General features: G+C 72.5%; 11 protein-coding genes, 1 tRNA gene and 3 pseudogenes. 10 read left to right on the top strand and 5 right to left on the bottom strand.

What is annotated here, in order from left to right:
• Nucleotides 1-375 precede the first annotated feature (375 nt).
• Nucleotides 376-906 carry a cell division protein SepF gene (locus tag ABZS54_RS13215; RefSeq protein ID WP_355534235.1) on the top strand — a complete coding sequence of 177 codons (531 nt, stop codon included), beginning with the start codon at nucleotides 376-378 and terminating at the stop codon, nucleotides 904-906.
• Nucleotides 907-1,025: 119 nt separating this feature from the next.
• Here the strand turns inward: ABZS54_RS13215 and ABZS54_RS13210 are convergent, their stop codons facing one another.
• Entirely contained in the window at nucleotides 1,026-1,613 is a 588-nt protein-coding gene (locus ABZS54_RS13210) for a nucleotidyltransferase family protein (protein WP_355534329.1), read from the bottom strand.
• 372 nt (nucleotides 1,614-1,985) lie between these two features.
• Nucleotides 1,986-2,300 (bottom strand): annotated as a pseudogene (locus ABZS54_RS13205) (histidine kinase dimerization/phospho-acceptor domain-containing protein); the annotation flags it as partial.
• Nucleotides 2,301-2,442: 142 nt separating this feature from the next.
• Between ABZS54_RS13205 and ABZS54_RS13200 the strand changes: the two are divergent.
• The gene (locus tag ABZS54_RS13200; RefSeq protein WP_355534233.1) at nucleotides 2,443-4,512 is read left to right on the top strand and encodes a UvrD-helicase domain-containing protein; all 2,070 of its coding nucleotides are present in this window, start codon (nucleotides 2,443-2,445) and stop codon (nucleotides 4,510-4,512) included.
• A 333-nt stretch (nucleotides 4,513-4,845) separates the two neighbouring features.
• Here ABZS54_RS13200 and ABZS54_RS13195 read toward each other — a convergent pair.
• A tRNA-Lys gene (locus ABZS54_RS13195) sits at nucleotides 4,846-4,919 on the bottom strand.
• A gap of 206 nt (nucleotides 4,920-5,125) precedes the next feature.
• Here ABZS54_RS13195 and ABZS54_RS13190 point away from each other — a divergent pair.
• The 7 genes from ABZS54_RS13190 to ABZS54_RS13160 are packed head-to-tail and all read left to right on the top strand — an operon-like array spanning nucleotide 5,126 to nucleotide 13,964.
• Nucleotides 5,126-6,424, top strand: coding sequence for a hypothetical protein (locus ABZS54_RS13190; protein ID WP_355534232.1), 1,299 nt, complete (start codon nucleotides 5,126-5,128; stop codon nucleotides 6,422-6,424).
• Nucleotides 6,425-6,473: 49 nt separating this feature from the next.
• Nucleotides 6,474-8,492 (top strand): AAA family ATPase, encoded by a 2,019-nt coding sequence (locus ABZS54_RS13185; RefSeq protein WP_355534230.1) that lies wholly within the window; start codon nucleotides 6,474-6,476, stop codon nucleotides 8,490-8,492.
• Nucleotides 8,485-9,759: a hypothetical protein gene (locus tag ABZS54_RS13180; RefSeq protein ID WP_355534228.1), complete on the top strand. Its 1,275-nt coding sequence runs from the start codon at nucleotides 8,485-8,487 to the stop codon at nucleotides 9,757-9,759. Before ABZS54_RS13185 ends, ABZS54_RS13180 begins: the two co-directional genes overlap by 8 nt.
• 6 nt (nucleotides 9,760-9,765) lie before the next feature.
• Nucleotides 9,766-10,227 (top strand): hypothetical protein, encoded by a 462-nt coding sequence (locus ABZS54_RS13175; RefSeq protein WP_355534226.1) that lies wholly within the window; start codon nucleotides 9,766-9,768, stop codon nucleotides 10,225-10,227.
• On the top strand, nucleotides 10,227-10,988 hold the full coding sequence (locus ABZS54_RS13170; RefSeq protein WP_355534224.1) for a hypothetical protein: 762 nt from the start codon (nucleotides 10,227-10,229) through the stop codon (nucleotides 10,986-10,988). Before ABZS54_RS13175 ends, ABZS54_RS13170 begins: the two co-directional genes overlap by 1 nt.
• Nucleotides 10,985-13,552, top strand: coding sequence for an Hsp70 family protein (locus ABZS54_RS13165; protein WP_355534222.1), 2,568 nt, complete (start codon nucleotides 10,985-10,987; stop codon nucleotides 13,550-13,552). The genes ABZS54_RS13170 and ABZS54_RS13165 overlap by 4 nt, the downstream gene beginning before the upstream one ends.
• A gap of 1 nt (nucleotide 13,553) precedes the next feature.
• Entirely contained in the window at nucleotides 13,554-13,964 is a 411-nt protein-coding gene (locus tag ABZS54_RS13160; RefSeq protein WP_355534220.1) for a hypothetical protein, read from the top strand.
• A 261-nt stretch (nucleotides 13,965-14,225) separates the two neighbouring features.
• Here ABZS54_RS13160 and ABZS54_RS13155 read toward each other — a convergent pair whose 3' ends face one another.
• Entirely contained in the window at nucleotides 14,226-15,104 is an 879-nt protein-coding gene (locus ABZS54_RS13155; protein WP_355534218.1) for a TauD/TfdA family dioxygenase, read from the bottom strand.
• A gap of 237 nt (nucleotides 15,105-15,341) precedes the next feature.
• Between ABZS54_RS13155 and ABZS54_RS13150 the strand changes: the two are divergent.
• Nucleotides 15,342-15,701, top strand: a pseudogene (locus ABZS54_RS13150) (Uma2 family endonuclease); the annotation flags it as partial.
• Nucleotides 15,702-15,755: 54 nt separating this feature from the next.
• Here the strand turns inward: ABZS54_RS13150 and ABZS54_RS13145 are convergent.
• Nucleotides 15,756-15,944: pseudogene (locus tag ABZS54_RS13145) on the bottom strand (M56 family peptidase); the annotation flags it as partial.

The raw sequence follows: 15,944 nt of genomic DNA, 5'->3' as shown, positions 1-15,944 counted from the left end.
GCCCCCGCTCCACCGGTAGAGGTCCGTCCCCGTTTGTCCCGGCGGACCGGCGGCCCGCGCACGACTGCGAAGGTCGGCCGTGTTTCCTTCGGGGCGGGGCGGCTTGATTTTGCTTATTCGTACGTCAGTACGAATTCCGTGTTCGAGTGGTGCGCTCGTACTTTGGATGCGGTTCGATTTGAAATGCGCGGATAAAGACCTCAAATGACGTCAGAAGCCGCACTGGGTACGCCCGTTCGAGGTTGCTTGGATGATCTGTCCGTTTATAGGCGCGTCGTTCGACGCGCCAGACGCGGCACTCGCATACAGTTCGGTCGAGTGGAGGATGACGAGATAGCCCGGACGGGGCCGGGACGAGCGGACGCGGAGGTGCCCATGGGCGCATTGCGCAAGGCCGGCTCGTGGCTCGGGATCGGTTCGGGGGACGTGGACGACGACCTGTACCGCACCGGCGCGGGTGCCTACGAGACCGGTACATACGACGCAGACGACGACGACACGGGATCGCACTGGGTCTACGACGACGAGCCCGAGGAGTCGCGTTCGCGCGCCTTGGAGGGCAGCGTGGTGCCGGCGTCGGAGGTGTTCGCCGCGCGGGCAGCCGCCTCGGAGGCACCGGCTCGGCCGAGCACGCGAATCGCGGTCGTTCACCCGAAGAGCTACCACGAGGCAAGAGCGATTGGCGAGTACTTCCGGCAGGACATTCCGGTCGTGATCGACCTGACGGCGATGGACGAGTCGGACGCCAAGCGGGTTGTCGACTTCGCCTCGGGGCTGACCTTCGGCCGCCGCGGTGCGATCGAGCGGCTGGCGAAGCGGGTCTTCCTGCTGATGCCGGCCGACGCCCGGCTGTTGACGGGCGACCCGTCCCAGCAGAACCACGACGGGTTCTTCAACCAGGCGTAGCCGGCAACCGGGTGGTCGGTGCGGGACGTGGCCGGCAACGGGCGGTGACCGGGCGTGGTCGGCGCCGCGCATGAGACTTCGTACGGACCCGGCCCGGGTGGGCCGGGTCCGTACGCCGTTCAGGGGTCGAGTCGGTCCAGATCGGCGGGCGTGTCGATGTCGAAGGGGTCGGCGATGTCGGCGCACTCGATCAGCCGCAGCCGGGCGCGCTGTTCGGCGAGCAGGGCCCGGGCACCGGCGTCGCCCTCGGCCGTACGGGCCAGTTCGGACCACCAGGCGCGGCCGAACAGGACCGGATGGCCGCGCTTTCCGGCGTAGGCCGCCGCGATCAGGTCCTCGGGCGCGCCGGACGCGGCGATCAGGCGCGCGACGGCCGGAGCGCCCACGCCGGGCATGTCCACGAGGGTGACCACGACGGCCTCGGCGTCGGTGGGCAGGGCGGCGACTCCGGCGGCGAGCGAGGAACCCATGCCGCTCGCCCAGTCGTCGTTGCGCACCACGACGGCGCCGGCCAGATCGGCCTCGGCCAACACGGTCTCGGCCTCGGCCCCGAGCACCACCACGACCCGGTCGCACCCGCCGCGCAACAACTCGCCGATCCCGAACTCGACCAGCGGCCGCCCCTGATGCTTCAGTCGAGCCTTGGCCCGTCCTCCGAGCCGCCGCCCACCCCCGGCCGCCAACAACAACCCGACCACACCACTCACGGGACGCTCCTTCTTGTTGGGCGACTTTGTCGCCGGCTCGCGAGGCACCACTTTTTCTTTCCTCCGCTTCGCTCCTCCAAGAAAAAGCGGCCCCTCGCTCGTGACTTCGTGTCCCTGCGCTTCGCTCCGGGTCACGAAGTCGAAGTTTGCGGCTCCGCCGCTCTCCGCGCTGCGCGCGTCGATCACTTGGGTGAGGCCGGGTCGGGGGCGCTGACGCGCCGGGGTGGGCGGCCGGAGTGGTAGGGCGGCGTCGCGGGGGTGGGGTGGGGGCGATGACGCGCCTGGGGGTGGGGTCGCCGCCACCCGCCGTGCGGCGAACGCGCCCAGTGGTACCTCGGTCAGATCCGCGCGCTGGGTCGCGGTGTCCAACCGAGCGACCTCCAACACGTCCTCCACGAGTGAGCGCAGCGCCCGCACCCGATCCCGGACCCACTCGCCCGGCCGATCGGAGGGCAGCAGGTCGGCGGCGGCGCTCAACCCGGTCAGCGGTGTGCGCAACTCGTGCGCGATGTCGGCGGTGATCCGGCGCTCGGCGTCCAGTCGGGCCCGCACCGCGCCCGCCATCGCGTTCACCGCCGTGGCCAGTTCGGCGGCCTCGTCCCGACTGCTGCCGCCGATCGCCGCCCGGACCCGGATCGAGCGCTCGCCGGCCGCGACCCGCCGGGCCGCATCGGTCGCCCGGCGCAGACACGGGTATTCGGTAGGAGCTGCGCAAGGGCTGACGGGCGGCGCCGGTCCTTCGCGTCGCGGGGCGCGTGGTGGCGGGCGGCTACCGGGGTGGCGTGGGGCGGACTACAGTCGTTACCCGTCGTGGGGACGGGGGTGCGGTGTGTCATCCGGTGACGTGATGCGGCGGCGCGAGCGGGAGCGGGAGCTTCGTGAGCGGTCCGCGGCGGCCCAGCGGGAGGCCCGGAAGTCGGCCGGCTCGGATGGAGAACGCCGGGTCGTCGCGCAACTTCTCGTGTTGACCGGCCAGGGTTGGCGGTTGCTGATCGACCGGCGGTGGCCCGGTGCCGAGAGTTCGCCCGCGGGTCTGTTGGCGGTGGGTCCCGGCGGGGTGTTCGTGATCCACGTCGAGGACGGGCCGGCGGCTCCGGAACCGGTCGACGGACGTCTTCGGGTCGACGGTCGAAGCCGCGAGCACGTGGTGGACGCCCTCCTCGCCGCCACCCGGAGCACCGAGTCCGCCGTCCAGGAGCTGGGTCTGGCGCCGATTGCCGTCGAACCGCTGATCGTCTTCGCCGGCCACCCCTTCGATCGACGACTGGGCCGGGTCCGGCTGCTCGGCGAACGTGAGGCGGCGCCCGCGATGGCCGGCGCCACGCACAAGCTGACGGCCGCGACCGTACGCGCCGTCGCGGAGCATCTGGGCCGAGCCTTCCCGCACCACCGGCGGTGGACGATCCCGCAGCCCGATCGGCGGGAGAGTCGCGAGGTCCGCGGGATCGGTGAGGAGCCGGCCCTGTTCGACGGGGAAGCGCTGCTGACGGCCACCCTCGACGCCGAGCGGCGGGGCCCGATCGAGCAGTGGATGACGGTGCTGCATCCCGACCAGGTCGGTCTGGTCCGGCGCAACTGGTCCGGCCCCGCGCGGATCAGCGGCCCCGCCGGCACCGGCAAGACCGTGGTGGGCCTGCACCGCGCCGCGCACCTCGCCCAGCGCAGCACCGGACGGATCCTCTACGTCACCTTCGCCAACAATCTGCCGCGCGTGCAGGGCACCCTGTTCCGGGTGATGGCGCCCCGGGTCGCCGAGCGGGTGGACTTCCGGAGCCTGCATGCCTGGGCGCGGGAGCTGCTCGCCGAGCGCGGTGTCCGCGTTCGGCTGGACAGCGGCACGGCGGACACCGCGTTCGGCCTGGCCTGGCTGCGGTTGCGTCGCGAGAGCCGCCTCCCCGACCTGTCTCCCTCGCCGAAGTACTGGCAGGACGAGATCGAGTACGTGATCAAGGGCCGCGGCATCACCGACTTCGAGCAGTACGCGGCGCTGCCTCGGCGCGGCCGCAAGACGCTGCTGCGCAGGTCGGACCGTCAGGCGCTCTGGGCGCTGTACGGGTTGTACGAGCAGTTGCGGATCGAGCGCGACGTACACGACTTCGGGGACGTCCTGCGGATGGCCCTGGAGGAGGTGCGGCGCGAGCCGGGGCGCACGCCCTACACCTCGGTGATCGTCGACGAGGTGCAGGATCTGACTCTGGTCGGGGTGCGGCTGCTGCACGCTCTGGTGGGTGACGCCCCCAACGGTCTGCTGTTGATCGGCGACGGGCAACAGGCGGTCTATCCGGGCGGGTTCCGGTTGGCCGACGCGGGCATCGACATCCGAGGCGATCGAGGCCAGGTGTTGCGGGTCAACTATCGCAACCGGGCGAGGGTGTTGCGGAGCGCGTTGGCCGTGGTCGCCGACGACGACTTCGAGGACTTCGACGGTGATCGGCTCTCCGGGCGTCGCGATGTCGAACTCACCTACCACGACGGCGAAACCTTCGAGGGCACGTGGCCGACCGGCGCCGAGCACGACGGCGCGCTGGTGGCCGCACTGCGTGCGCTCGCGGACGCCGGGGCGATCGGCGACGCGGCCGTGCTGTGCCCGTCCCGCAAGGACATCGAGCACTACCGGCGCATCCTGACCAAGGCCCGGCTGCCGGTCCTGGCGTTGGAGAGCTACCACGGCGTGGAAGCGCACGCGATCAAGCTCGGCAGCTATCGCCGGGCCAAGGGGCTGGAGTTCAAGCACGTGTTCCTGCCCAGGTACGACGCCTCGGTGCGGACCGGCCGAGCCCGAGGCTTCGCCGACGCGAGCGAGGCGGTCCTGGCGGAACACCGGGAGTTGGCGCGCAGGCAACTGTTCGTGGCGATCTCGCGCGCCCGGGAGTCGGTCTGGAAGGGCCGCATCGGCTGACCGCCCGATCGACCGCCCGGCAGGTCTCTACGGCCCGACCCCACGACGCCGCCCCAACCACGATGCGCAGCCCTCCCGGCGCGTCAGCGCCCCCGACCCGCGCCCACCCAAGTGATCGACGCGCGCAGCGCGGAGAGCGGCGGAGCCGCAAGCATGGACGGTGTGGCCCGGAGCGAAGCGGAGGGACACACCGTCCCGAGCGAGGGGCCGCTTTTTCTTGGAGGAGCGAAGCGGGGGAAAGAAAAAGTGGTGCCTCGCGAGCCGGCGGCGAAGCCGCCCGACAAGCAGAAGGGCCCGCCGGAAACCGGCGGGCCCTTCTGTTTGTTGCCGCTGTGCGCCGCCAGGGACTCGAACCCCGGACCCGCTGATTAAGAGTCAGCTGCTCTAACCAACTGAGCTAGCGGCGCTTGCTGCGAGAGAAATACTACCCGATGTTCGGGGCCGCTCTCACCCGGGTTTTCCGGTGCGAGGGGTCTCACCATCGGTGACGATCACGTTACGGGGACGGGTTCACCGGGTGCGCTCCCTGGTGTTGGTGTGGCCGAGTACCGTGCTGCTTGTACGTCGTCGCGGCCGGTGCCGTCGTGCCGGTCGTGTTCGCGGGGGAGACGCCATGTCGGATGCCGGGGCGGTGCGGGCGTTCCGGATGGCCACGCATCGGGAGGGCGGGGTGGAGCCTCGACTCGTCGCGATGCGGGACTTTCTGGCCAACGCCTCCGATGCCGAGGTGGCCCGCAACCGGGGACTGATCGAGAGTCAGGTCGAGGCGGTCGCCACCCAGCAGCCGGAGACCGCCGCGCGGATGCTCGCGGACGTGCTCGCGCGCGACCCGCAGGGTCGGTACCCGCGCGCGCTGGACGCGGTGCTGCGCTGGTGGGTGGTGCAGCCGGGCGACAACTTCGCCGAGACCTGGAGCACTCTGGAGCAGGCGCTGGCGAACGGGCCGCGTCCACTGGAGCGCGCGCTCCTGGAGGTACTCGGCGCCCTGGACCCCCGCGCGCCGGTCCGGCACTGGCGGGTGGCCGCCACCACGCGCGTGCTGGAATGCCTGGAACAGCGCTTCGAGCAGCCCTCCCGACACCCCGACCACGACCTGTGGCGGCTGCTGCCGGTGGTCGCGCCGCCGGGTGCGCCGACCGGGCGCGGTGACTGGGCGTGTGTGCTGGGCGATCGGGCGGCGGCGCGCGGCGAGGAGACCGAGGCCCGTACGTGCTACCGGCTCGCCTTCGAGCAGGGGTGCGCCGCGGCGGCCCCGCGCCTGGCCCGTCGGCTCGCCGTCGAGGGGCATCGGGAGCTGGTCGGTGGCGACCCGAGCCGGGCGGTCCGGTTTCTGTACGAGGCGGCGATGCTGGATCCGGACCACGCGGAGTACGGCGAGCTGCACCGGGCCGCCGTCGCGGCCCGGGACGGCCGGCCGGCCGCCGGCACCCGACCCGGCTCGCCGGCGGCCCTGGTCCTGGCGGCGGCGGATCTGCTGGAGCGCGGCGACGACATGGGCGCGGTCCGGCTGCTGCGGCGCGGTCTGCGAGAGGCCGAGGACACCGGCGGGCCGCACCCGGACACGTGGCCCGTGCGGTTGTTGCTCGGCGCGTTGGAGGACCACGACGCGATGGTGGCGAGCGCCGCGCGCGACCTGTTCGAGCGGTACGGCACGGCCTGGTCCCGGCGCACCCCGCTCGGCCCCGGTTTGGTGCTGCATCGCGTCACCCGGGCCGACCCCGAACTGGCCGCCGCGCTGGTGGAGTCGCTGCCGCCGGAACTGCGCGCCGGGCGGCTCGGCCAAGCCGTCTCGACGGCCGCCGCGTACCGAATACTGGCCTCGGGCGTACGCGCCCTGGGCGCGGGCAGGCCGGAGGTGGCCCGGGCCCGGGCGGACCTGGCCGAGCGACTGCTCGACGGCGATGAGGCGTGAACGGCGCGACGTGCATGGCGGGCCGGGCGAGTGAGGCGGGGGAGACGACGTGGACACGGACATTCTGGGGGTGCCGGAGCAGGTGTTCGACAGCGCGTTGCTCGCGGCGACCCGCCGGTTCGCCGGCGCCGCCGCGGTGGCGCGCGAACTCGGCGCGGACACCGTCGAGGTCGCGCACGCGCTGATCGCGCTGGCCCGGATCGACGGCGGGCGCGCGGCGGGCCTGTTCGACCGCCAGGGCATTCCGCCCGACGTGCTCGCCGCCGGCCTGCTCGGCGGCGGTGGACTCGGCGGCGGGCCCGCCGGCCGAGCCGGTGCCGAGTCGGCTTCGCTCGGCCGGTCGGCCGCCGGCCTGCTGGGCGGCCTGCCGGTCACCGCCGACCTGCGGATCGCATTCACGGCCGCGGCCGACGCCGGATACGTCGACGAACGTGCGCTGCTCGCCGAGTTGTTGCCGCGGTTGGAGGTGGGCGCGGTGGACCTGCTGGTCGGCTACGGACGGGTTGACCTGGCCGCCTGGCAGGCGGAGGTGGCCGTGCCGCGCCCGGCGGTCGAGGTGCTGCGGCCCGACGGGTCGATCGATCCCACCGCGTTCGGCCCGGGTGCCCGCCGGGTGCTGGCGATGATGGCGACCGAGGCGGCCGGTCTCGGCCACGAACGATGCGGCATCGCGCTGCTGCTGCACGCGCTGGCCACCACCCCGGGCGGCCTGCTCGAACAGGCCTTCCTGTTCCTGCGCCGCGATGTGCGGGCGCTGCGCGAACAGACCATCGCGCTCACCGGCACCCGGGGCCGCGCCGCGCCGGGCACCGGCCCGGTCGGGCCGGACGAGTCGCTGCGGTCGACCCTGCGCCGGGCGGCGACCTTCGCCGCGACCCGAGCCGATCCGGGCGCCGACCCGGACGCGGCCGGCCCGATCACCGAGCGGGACCTGCTCGCCGCGCTCCTGGACACCCCAAGCGGGCTCGCGGCCGGGTTCTTTCGCGACATCGGCCTGGATCTGGACCGGCTGCGCCGCTTCGCCGACACCTACTACCGCGAACCCGCCGAGCCCGAGCCGACCCGAGCCGCCGAACCGCTCTCCCCCGAGGAGGCGGTGCGCTGGGTCCGCTCCCGGCTGATCGGCCAGGAGAGCGTGGTCGAGCGACTGGCCTTCCACATCGAGCTGATCAAGCGCTCGCTGACCCGCGGCTTCCGACCGGACGACCGACCGCGGGCGGCACTGCTGCTGTGCGGACCCAGCGGATCGGGCAAGACGATGACCGCGCGGCTGCTCGCCCAGGTCGTCTACGGCTCGGAGGAGGACGTCCTGGTCTTCGAGATGGGGCAGTTCAGCGCGCGCGAGTCGATCAACAACTTCATCGGCGCGCCGCCCGGCTATGTCGGCTTCGGCGAGGGGAAGTTGACCAACGGACTGCGGGACAACCCGCGCCGGGTCTTCCTGTTCGACGAGGTGGAGAAGGCCGACGCACGTGTTCTCGACGCGCTGCTGCGGCTGCTCGACGAGGGGCGGATCAGCGATCCGGCCGGCCCCGTTCGCGAGGCGCACGACGCGGTGGTGATCCTGACCACCAACCTGGGTGCGACACACTCGGCGGCCGAGGCGGTCGAGGACGACGTGGACAGCGTGGAGAACCTGATCGGCTCGATCCTGGCTGAGGGCTCCACCGGCAACACCGCCGCGAGCGCGCGACTGCGGCGCACCATGGAGGGGTTCTTCCGGCCCGAGTTCCTCAACCGCGTGGACGAGGTGATCCTGTACTCGCCGTTCGGTCCCACCGAACTGCGCGGAATCGCCGAGAACGGCTTGGTCCGGCTCGCGTCTCGGCTGCGCGAGCAGATCGGCGTCGAACTGGGCTGGACCGACGAGGCCGCCGCGCACATCGCCACCGTGGCCTGGCGCGGCCGGCCCGAGGAGGCCGCGCGCGGAGTCAACCGCTGTGTCAACGCGGTGGTCCCGAGCATCCTGCGGCTGCTCGACGAGGGTGACGCGGCCGGCCGGTCGATCACCTCGGTCCGGGTCCGGGTCGCGGCGGACACGCTCGTGGTGGGGAGCGGCGATGACTGACCGGGCGACGCTGCGCGCGTTCGCCGCCGGGCTACGCGCCCACGGGGTCGGCGCGGACGCGGTGGACGGCGACGCGTACGCGAGTCTGGGCAGCGGCGGCGACGCGCAGCCTTGGAGCGCGCGGGCCGAGGAACTGTGGACGAGCGGCGGCGGCTCGTGGCGCACCCACCATCTCGCGGTCGCGCTGCACGCGCGGGCCTACGACCTTGAGACGGCCGGTGATGCGGAGGCCGCATTCCCGTACTGGAAGCGGGCGTTGGCGCACTGGGCCGAGCTCTATCACGACAGCGCGTTCTGGGACCGGATGCACGAGCACCTGGAGGCGGTCGGCGGGAGCGAGGTGCCGGCGGCGACCGTGCAGGAGGTGCGCGAGCGGTTGCCTCGCGACCTGCTCGCGCCGCACCTGACGCTGGCCGCCGAGCACCGCGTCCACGATCCGCTGCGCGCACGCTCGCACGTCGACCTGGTCCGCGAGTCCGGCTTCCCGCGCTCGGCGATCCTGGGCGCCCGGGCCGACCTGGTGCGTGAGGTGTTGGCGCAGGCATCCCGCGACGTGGAGGAGGGCCGCTTCGACGAGGTGATCGAGCTGCTCGCCTCGTGGCTGGCGGTGGACCCCGGCAACCTCGGGCTGGCCCGGGCCCTGCTGTACGCGGCCCGGCGACATATCGAGATCGTGGTCGCCGCGCCGGGCTGGGCACGAAAGATCGAGCCGCTGGTCGAGCGGGTGGCCCGGCTGGTGCTCCCGGCCTGGGACGAGATCGGCACCCCCGAGGGCTCGTTCGCGGTCGAGTTGGCCAGGCACGAATACTGGTGCGGGATCGTGGTGCGCGAGCTGGAATCCGGCCCGGCGACCGAGCCCGCCGCGCTGGAAGCGGCCGCACTGCGCTCGGGCCGGCACCTGTTGCGCGCGCTCGAACTCGACCGCGACCTCGCGGTCAAGAACATGTACCGCGACGTGGAGCAGCTCGCCGCCGAGGAATGGGCCCTGGCCGCCACCGCCCGACAGCGACAGGGCCTGCCGGACGGCCACGTCCGGGACGCGCTGCGCCGGGCGCTGGCGATGTCGGCGCCGGGGCCGTGGGGGCGGCTGTTCATGGCGCGGGTGCTGATCAATTTGCACACCGTGCTGCCGGACGACCTGGCCACCGCCCGCCGACTCGCGGACGAGGTGGCAGCCGATCCGGAGGCGAACCATGCCGACATCGTCAACGCGCTCCGCGGGGTCGTGCTGTCCCTGGCATCGGCGCGCACGTCCGAATGGAGTTGAGCGCCGATGGGCAGCAGTGCGAACGAGAACGCCCGGGAAAACCCCTGGGCTTGGCAGGCGGGTCGAAATCCCTACCGGGGCACGGTCTTTCAGATCCTGGACCTGGATCCGGACCTGGCCGGTCGGGCGGCGATCAAGGCCCGGGTGCGCAAGCGTAGACAGCGGATCGCCCGCAGCGCGGACCGCTTCCCGGTGCACGGGCGGGTGCTCGGTGCGGCCGAGGTCAACGCGGCGGAGGAGACGCTGGCCGACCCGGCCGGGCGGCTGCTCGCCGAACTGCTCACCCATCGGCCCGAGCAGCCCGGGCCGGATCCGGCCGAGTTCGCCGAGGAGTTCGCCGAGATCGACCCGCCGGAGTCGACCGGCCCGGCCAGGATCGGGATCGATCGACGCGTGCTCGCGGGCCTGGTGCCGGCGCCCGCGCCGCGCGAGTTCGTACCGTTGTGGACGGAAGAAGGGGCGCACTGATGGCAGCGACACCCGAGCGGGGCCCCCTCGTGGCGGACCCGGCGGCGGATCCGGCGGATCCCGCGGCGGACCCGATGGCGATCACCGAGAGCGAACGGCCGGTCCCCGAGCGCCCGCTCGACCCGCCATTCGCGCTCGTCTACGACGTGGTGCGGCGCGCGGCGCGCGAACGCGAGGCGGGCCGTGAGGAGATGCGCAAGCGGCTGGAGTCGACGCACGAGCGGTACACCGGGCTGGCGGCGGATGCCGCCGTCGCGCTGCACGAACTGCGCGGCAGCCTGGAGGGCGAGCCGGTGCCGGCCGTACTCGCCTCTATCGCCCGGCGGTTCGCCACCGCCCTGGACCGGGCCGGCGTGCGGTTCGACGACCCGGTGGGCGAGGCGTACACGGCGGTGGGCCCTCGGGTGGACGTCGCGCACGCGCCCGACAGCGGCGACGAGAGCGCGATGATCGTGGCCAAGACGCTGCGGCCGGGCGTCCTCCTGGACGACGGCGAGGTGATCCGGCGTGCCCAGGTCGTCCTCGGCTTCGTGCCCATCCCGGCCCGGCGCGAGGGAGCGGTGCGCGGCGAGCGGGGCTCCGCCGAGGAGGGGACGGCCGAGTCCGGAGCGTCGGCCGCACCGCGCTCGTCGGCCGACGCAGAGCACTCGGCCGACGCGCCCGACCCGGCGGCATCCGAGCCGGCCCCACCGCATCCCGACTCCTCGGACGATGCGAACCACGCGAACGACGCGAACGACGAAGGCGGTACCACCAGATGAGCATCGTGGTCGGCATCGACCTCGGCACGACCAACTCGTGCATCGCCATACCGGCCGACGCGGAGATCCCCGGGAAGGAGGAGTTGATCGCGGCTCGTCGGTTGCGGCCGGTCGGCGACTCGCTGATCGTGGCCAACCCGGACCGCTCGCCGACCACGCCGTCGGCGGTGTGGATCGATCCGAGCGGCCGGGCGATCGTCGGCCAGCTGGCCAAGAACAAGGCCCGGCTGCCGGGTGCGCCGCCGGCGATGTTCTTCAAGCGGAACATGGGCACCGACCAGGTGGTCACCGCCGGACACGGGCGACTGACCCCGTTGGAGGCGTCCACGCACATCCTGCGCCACCTCAAGCAGGTGGCCGAGGAGACCCTGGGCGTGCCGGTCGAGCGCGCCATCGTGACCGTGCCGGCGTTCTTCGAGACCCGGGCCAAGAACGAGACCACGCGCGCCGGACAGGCGGCCGGCCTGGAAGTGGTCGAGACGCTGATCGAGCCGGTGGCCGCGGCTCTTGCCTACACCCACGAGCGGGCCCGTGAGCTGACCGAGCCGCAGACGTTCCTGGTCTACGACCTCGGCGGCGGCACGTTCGACACCTCCGTGGTCACCTGGGATCCCGAGGTGGGCTTCGAGAACCGTTCGTTCAGCGGCGACCGCTACCTGGGCGGGTTCGATTTCGACCGCCGGATCGTGTCCTGGATCGCGGCCCAACTGCCCGAGTACGACCTCGCGATCGACACCGAGAACCCCGCCGACGGGAAGGTCGAGGCGCAACTGCTCTCGGTCGCCGAGGGGGCCAAGCACGACCTGTCCCGCTATCCGGAGACCGAGATCGTCAGCCAGTACTGCGAGGACCGGCGCGGCACTCCGATGAACATCGGACTGCCGATCCGCCGCGAGGAGTTCGAGGAGATGATCGCGGACCGGATCCGCGGCACCCTGGAGGACTGCGACCGGGCGCTGCTGCGAGCCGGGATGACCGCCGCCGACCTGGACGAGATCGTCATGGTCGGCGGCTCGTCCCGGATTCCGCTGGTGGCCACGATGCTCACCGAACACTTCGGGCGCGGGCCCCGGTTGCTCAACCCCGACCTGTGCGTCGCGCTGGGCGCCGCGCTCAAGGCCGCGAACGTGCCCAGCCGCAGCGGACATCTGGAGCTGGACCGGCCCGAGGCGCTGCCGCCGGAGACCGACATCGGCGGTCGGGTGCTGGCCGGCCCGGGCCTGGCCTCGCCGGCAGGCGCGCAGGTACTGCTCGGCTCGCACGACGGACGCGTAGAGCTGGCCGAGACGGCCGACGCCGAGGGCCGATTCCTGTTCGCCGACGTGCCGTTGCGCGAGGGCGAGAACGGTTTCACGGTGCAGGTGGTGGTGAACGGGCAAGAGATCGAGGCCCGGCAGCTGCTGATCGAATCCGACGGCAAGCCGCGTTCGGACGCGACCGGCGACGTGCTCGCGCACGACTTCTCGGTCGAGTTGGTGGACGGCCTGCACGTGGTGGTCCGGGCCGGGACGATGGTGCCCTACCGCACCGACTTCCGACTGGAGACCGCGTCGCACGGGTCCAGCCTGCGGGTCGGCCTGGTCGAGGGCCTGGTGCCGATCGGCGAGGTCTCGATCCGGGATCTGCCGACGGATGTGCCGGTCGGCTCGACCGTCGAGGTGATGCTCGAATTCGAGGCGGGCTGGAGCATCCGGGCCGAGGCACGGCTGCCGCAGATCGGCGCGGAGGGCAGCGCGGTGATCGACATCCCGCGTCGGGAGATCCCGGGCTGGCCGGAACTGGCCGAGCGACACCGCCAGGTGCTGACCGGCTGGGCGGAGAAACGGGACGCGATCCCGGCTGCCGACGCGATCCGGGTCGGCCCGGCGCTGGACCGGCTGCTCGCCGAGATCGCCGAACTGGTCCGGGACCGGGTCGACGCGGGCAAGACACACCACAAGATTCTGGAGGCGGAGACGCTGGTCCAGGGCCTGCGGGTGGCCACCCCGGCGGGCAGCGCACTGAATCCGGCGATCGGCGAGTTCGAGGACAACCTGGCCTTTCTGGCCCGGCTGGCCGACCGACTGGTGGACCACGACCCGGCCGAGGCGGAGCGCTTTCGCGGTGCGATCCCGGGCCTGCGGGCGACCGGTCGGGCCGCCTACGCGGCGGGCAACAAAATGGACTGGCACCTGGCCAACGAGGCGGTGCGGGACCGGATCAACGCGGCCGAGCGCATGCTGCACGGCGGGCGCTCACCGCAGCAGTTCACCGCCGCCGAGTTCCAGGTCGCGGTGCTTCAGGAGGTCGAGTACCTGCGCCGCTCGATCCAGGAGATGGACCAGGCATCCGCCGGCCGGCATCGGGCCGACGCGGACGGCTACCTGCGCGAACTGGACACCATCGCCGAGGACGCCGCCGAGGTGGACGTGCGCGACGAAGCGGCGGGCAATCGCCGGCTGGTGGAGATCTATCGAGGTCGGATCATGCCGCTGCGGGCCCGGGCCGACCGCTGGATGGAACAGATCCGGGAGGGCTCCCCGCACATCGGGCTGCGGCTCCCGAAGAGCTCCCTGGAGAAATGACATGGCGTTTGCGATCACCTGCCCCCTGTGCCGCCGCCGGATCGCCGACCTGACCGAGCGCTGCCCGGCGTGCGGCGGCGACCTGGGTGCGCTCGCGGGCCTCGTCGAGTTGGCCGACCGGCACTTCAACGACGCGGTCCGAGCCGCGCGCAGCCGCCGCTGGAACACCGCCGCCGAACACCTGGCGGTCACCCTCGCCCTCAACCCGGCCGACGCCGAGGCCCGCCAACTGCTCACCAAGGTCCGCTACCACCAAGACCCGAAGACCCTCCCGGACCGCCTGTGGCGCAAGGCCCGCACCCGACTGCCCTACGGCGAACGCCTGCCGGCGACACTGCCACGCGAGGCGGACCTGCGTCGACTCCTCGACGGAGCAAGCAACCGCCTGACGGCACCCCGGAAAACGAACTGACCGCCCCGCGCGCCGAAACGCCCCGCGCGCCGAAACGCCGGCCGGGCCCGAAATCCAGCCCGGCCGGCGTTTGAGGCCACCTCGGCCGAAGGCCGGGGCAATCAGCCCGTCCGGCGCCTGAGGACGGCAAGCCGAGCATGGCCGACCTATGCCGCATGGCCGCCCCGCATGGCCGACCTATGCCGCATGGCCGCCCCGCATGGCCGACCTATGCCGCATGGCCGCCCCGCATGGCCGACCCACGCCGCAGGCAAGGTCCAGCTACGCCGCCGCAGGCTGCAACGCCCGGCTGCTGCTCCCGTCCACACCCACCGGCACGTCGCCGTTGATGGTGACCCGGTGCAACAGCCGCCGCGTACCGACGAAGTCGCCGATCACCCGGTGCTGGGTCGCCCGGTTGTCCCAGATCGCCACGTCGCCCGCGCGCCACTGCCACCGCACGGTGTTCTCGACCCGGGTGACGTGGTTCTGGAACAACTCGATCAGCGCCGTCGAGTCCTCGGCGTCGAAGCCGGCCAGCCGACGTACGAACGCCCCGGCGAGCAACGTGCGTTCACCGGTGATCGGGTGTACGCGCACGAGCGGGTGCTCGGTCTCGTACGCGGTCGACTCGAACAGCTCGCGGTAGTCCTTCTGTGCCTCGGAAAACTTGTCCGGGTCGGCCGCCGCGTAGTCGTAGCGGTTGCTGTGCACCGCCCGCAGCGAGTCGGCGAACGCCTTGAGCGGCGCGGGCAGATCCTCGTACGCGGCAGCGGTATTGGCCCACAGCGTGTCGCCGCCGACGTCGGGCAGCTGCACCGCGCGCAGGATGGAGGCGAGGGGATACGCGGGCACGAAGGTGACGTCGGTGTGCCAGCGGTCGGCGACCACGCCGTGGTCGCTGTCGATCGGCACGATCAGGTCGCCGTCGGCGGACGCGGTCGGATGCCCGATCGGGTCCCCGAGGAGCCGGCCGAACGCGAGCTGACCGGCGTCGTCCAGGTGGTCCTGGCCGCGGAAGAAGATCACCTTGTGCCGGTGCAGTGCTCCGCGGATGGTGTCCACGGTGATCGCGTCGAGATCGCCGCCTAGGCGAACTCCCTCGACCACGGCCCCTATTCGGGCGGAGACGGGCGATACGGCGATGGTGATGGCAGTCATGAGTGGGTGTCCCTTTCGACCTTCAGATGGAGGAAGACGTCATCCGAAGCGGGCGCACGCGGCCGCGGACCGCCGAGCACATCGGCGGTCCGGCGTTGTGACGGTCCGTCGACCAGGATGTGGCGGAGGCGACGAAACCGGGAGCGGCGTACGCCCTAGCGACAGCTCGTGCCGGGCGGGACGGAAAGGTGGGTGATCCGGTGCCGACGAATCACGCACGCGACGACATGACCGGCGATGCCGGCTGTCCGCGTAGTCCCCGTGATCCCCACGGGATGGATTCTGGCCACAGACGCCCATGCGGGTCAACCACATACCGACATGTGGACCGGCAGTCGACCGGTTGACCGCCATCGCCGACAGTGTGCGGACGCCGGTCGACACTTGCGGCTTGCCGCCGAGGTCGTGTCGCGGTCGAATCCGGAGAACGACTGGGAGGCCAAGCTGCGTGACTACCCGCGCATGGGTATCCCGGTCCACCTGATCATCGATCCGCGCCAGGGCACGATCACTGTCGATTCCGAGCCGAAGGGCGGCCGATACACCGCGCGGGCGGCCTACGCGTTCGGCCGGGACGTACCGCTACCGGGGTTCGGTTTCTCGATCGCGACGGCGGACCTTCCCACGTACCGACCGGGCGTCCGGCATGCGTCACAACATGTGGTCGGCCGTCAGCAGGATGGCGTGCAGGTCGATGGCCGCGTCCCAGGTGGCCCACGTGGACAGTGCGGCGCCGCCGAGGGCGACCAGGGTGGCCGCGCCGGGGCGACTCCACGGGGTGGGCCAGCGGTCGGCCGGGGTCGGGGCGAGCAGGGCGGCCACCCGGCGCGGGACCGGGCC

The organism is Embleya sp. NPDC005575 (assembly GCF_040605455.1).
Classification (GTDB): domain Bacteria; phylum Actinomycetota; class Actinomycetes; order Streptomycetales; family Streptomycetaceae; genus Embleya.
Note: the sequence above shows the minus strand (reverse complement) of the source record. Positions and strands in the feature narration are given on the sequence as shown.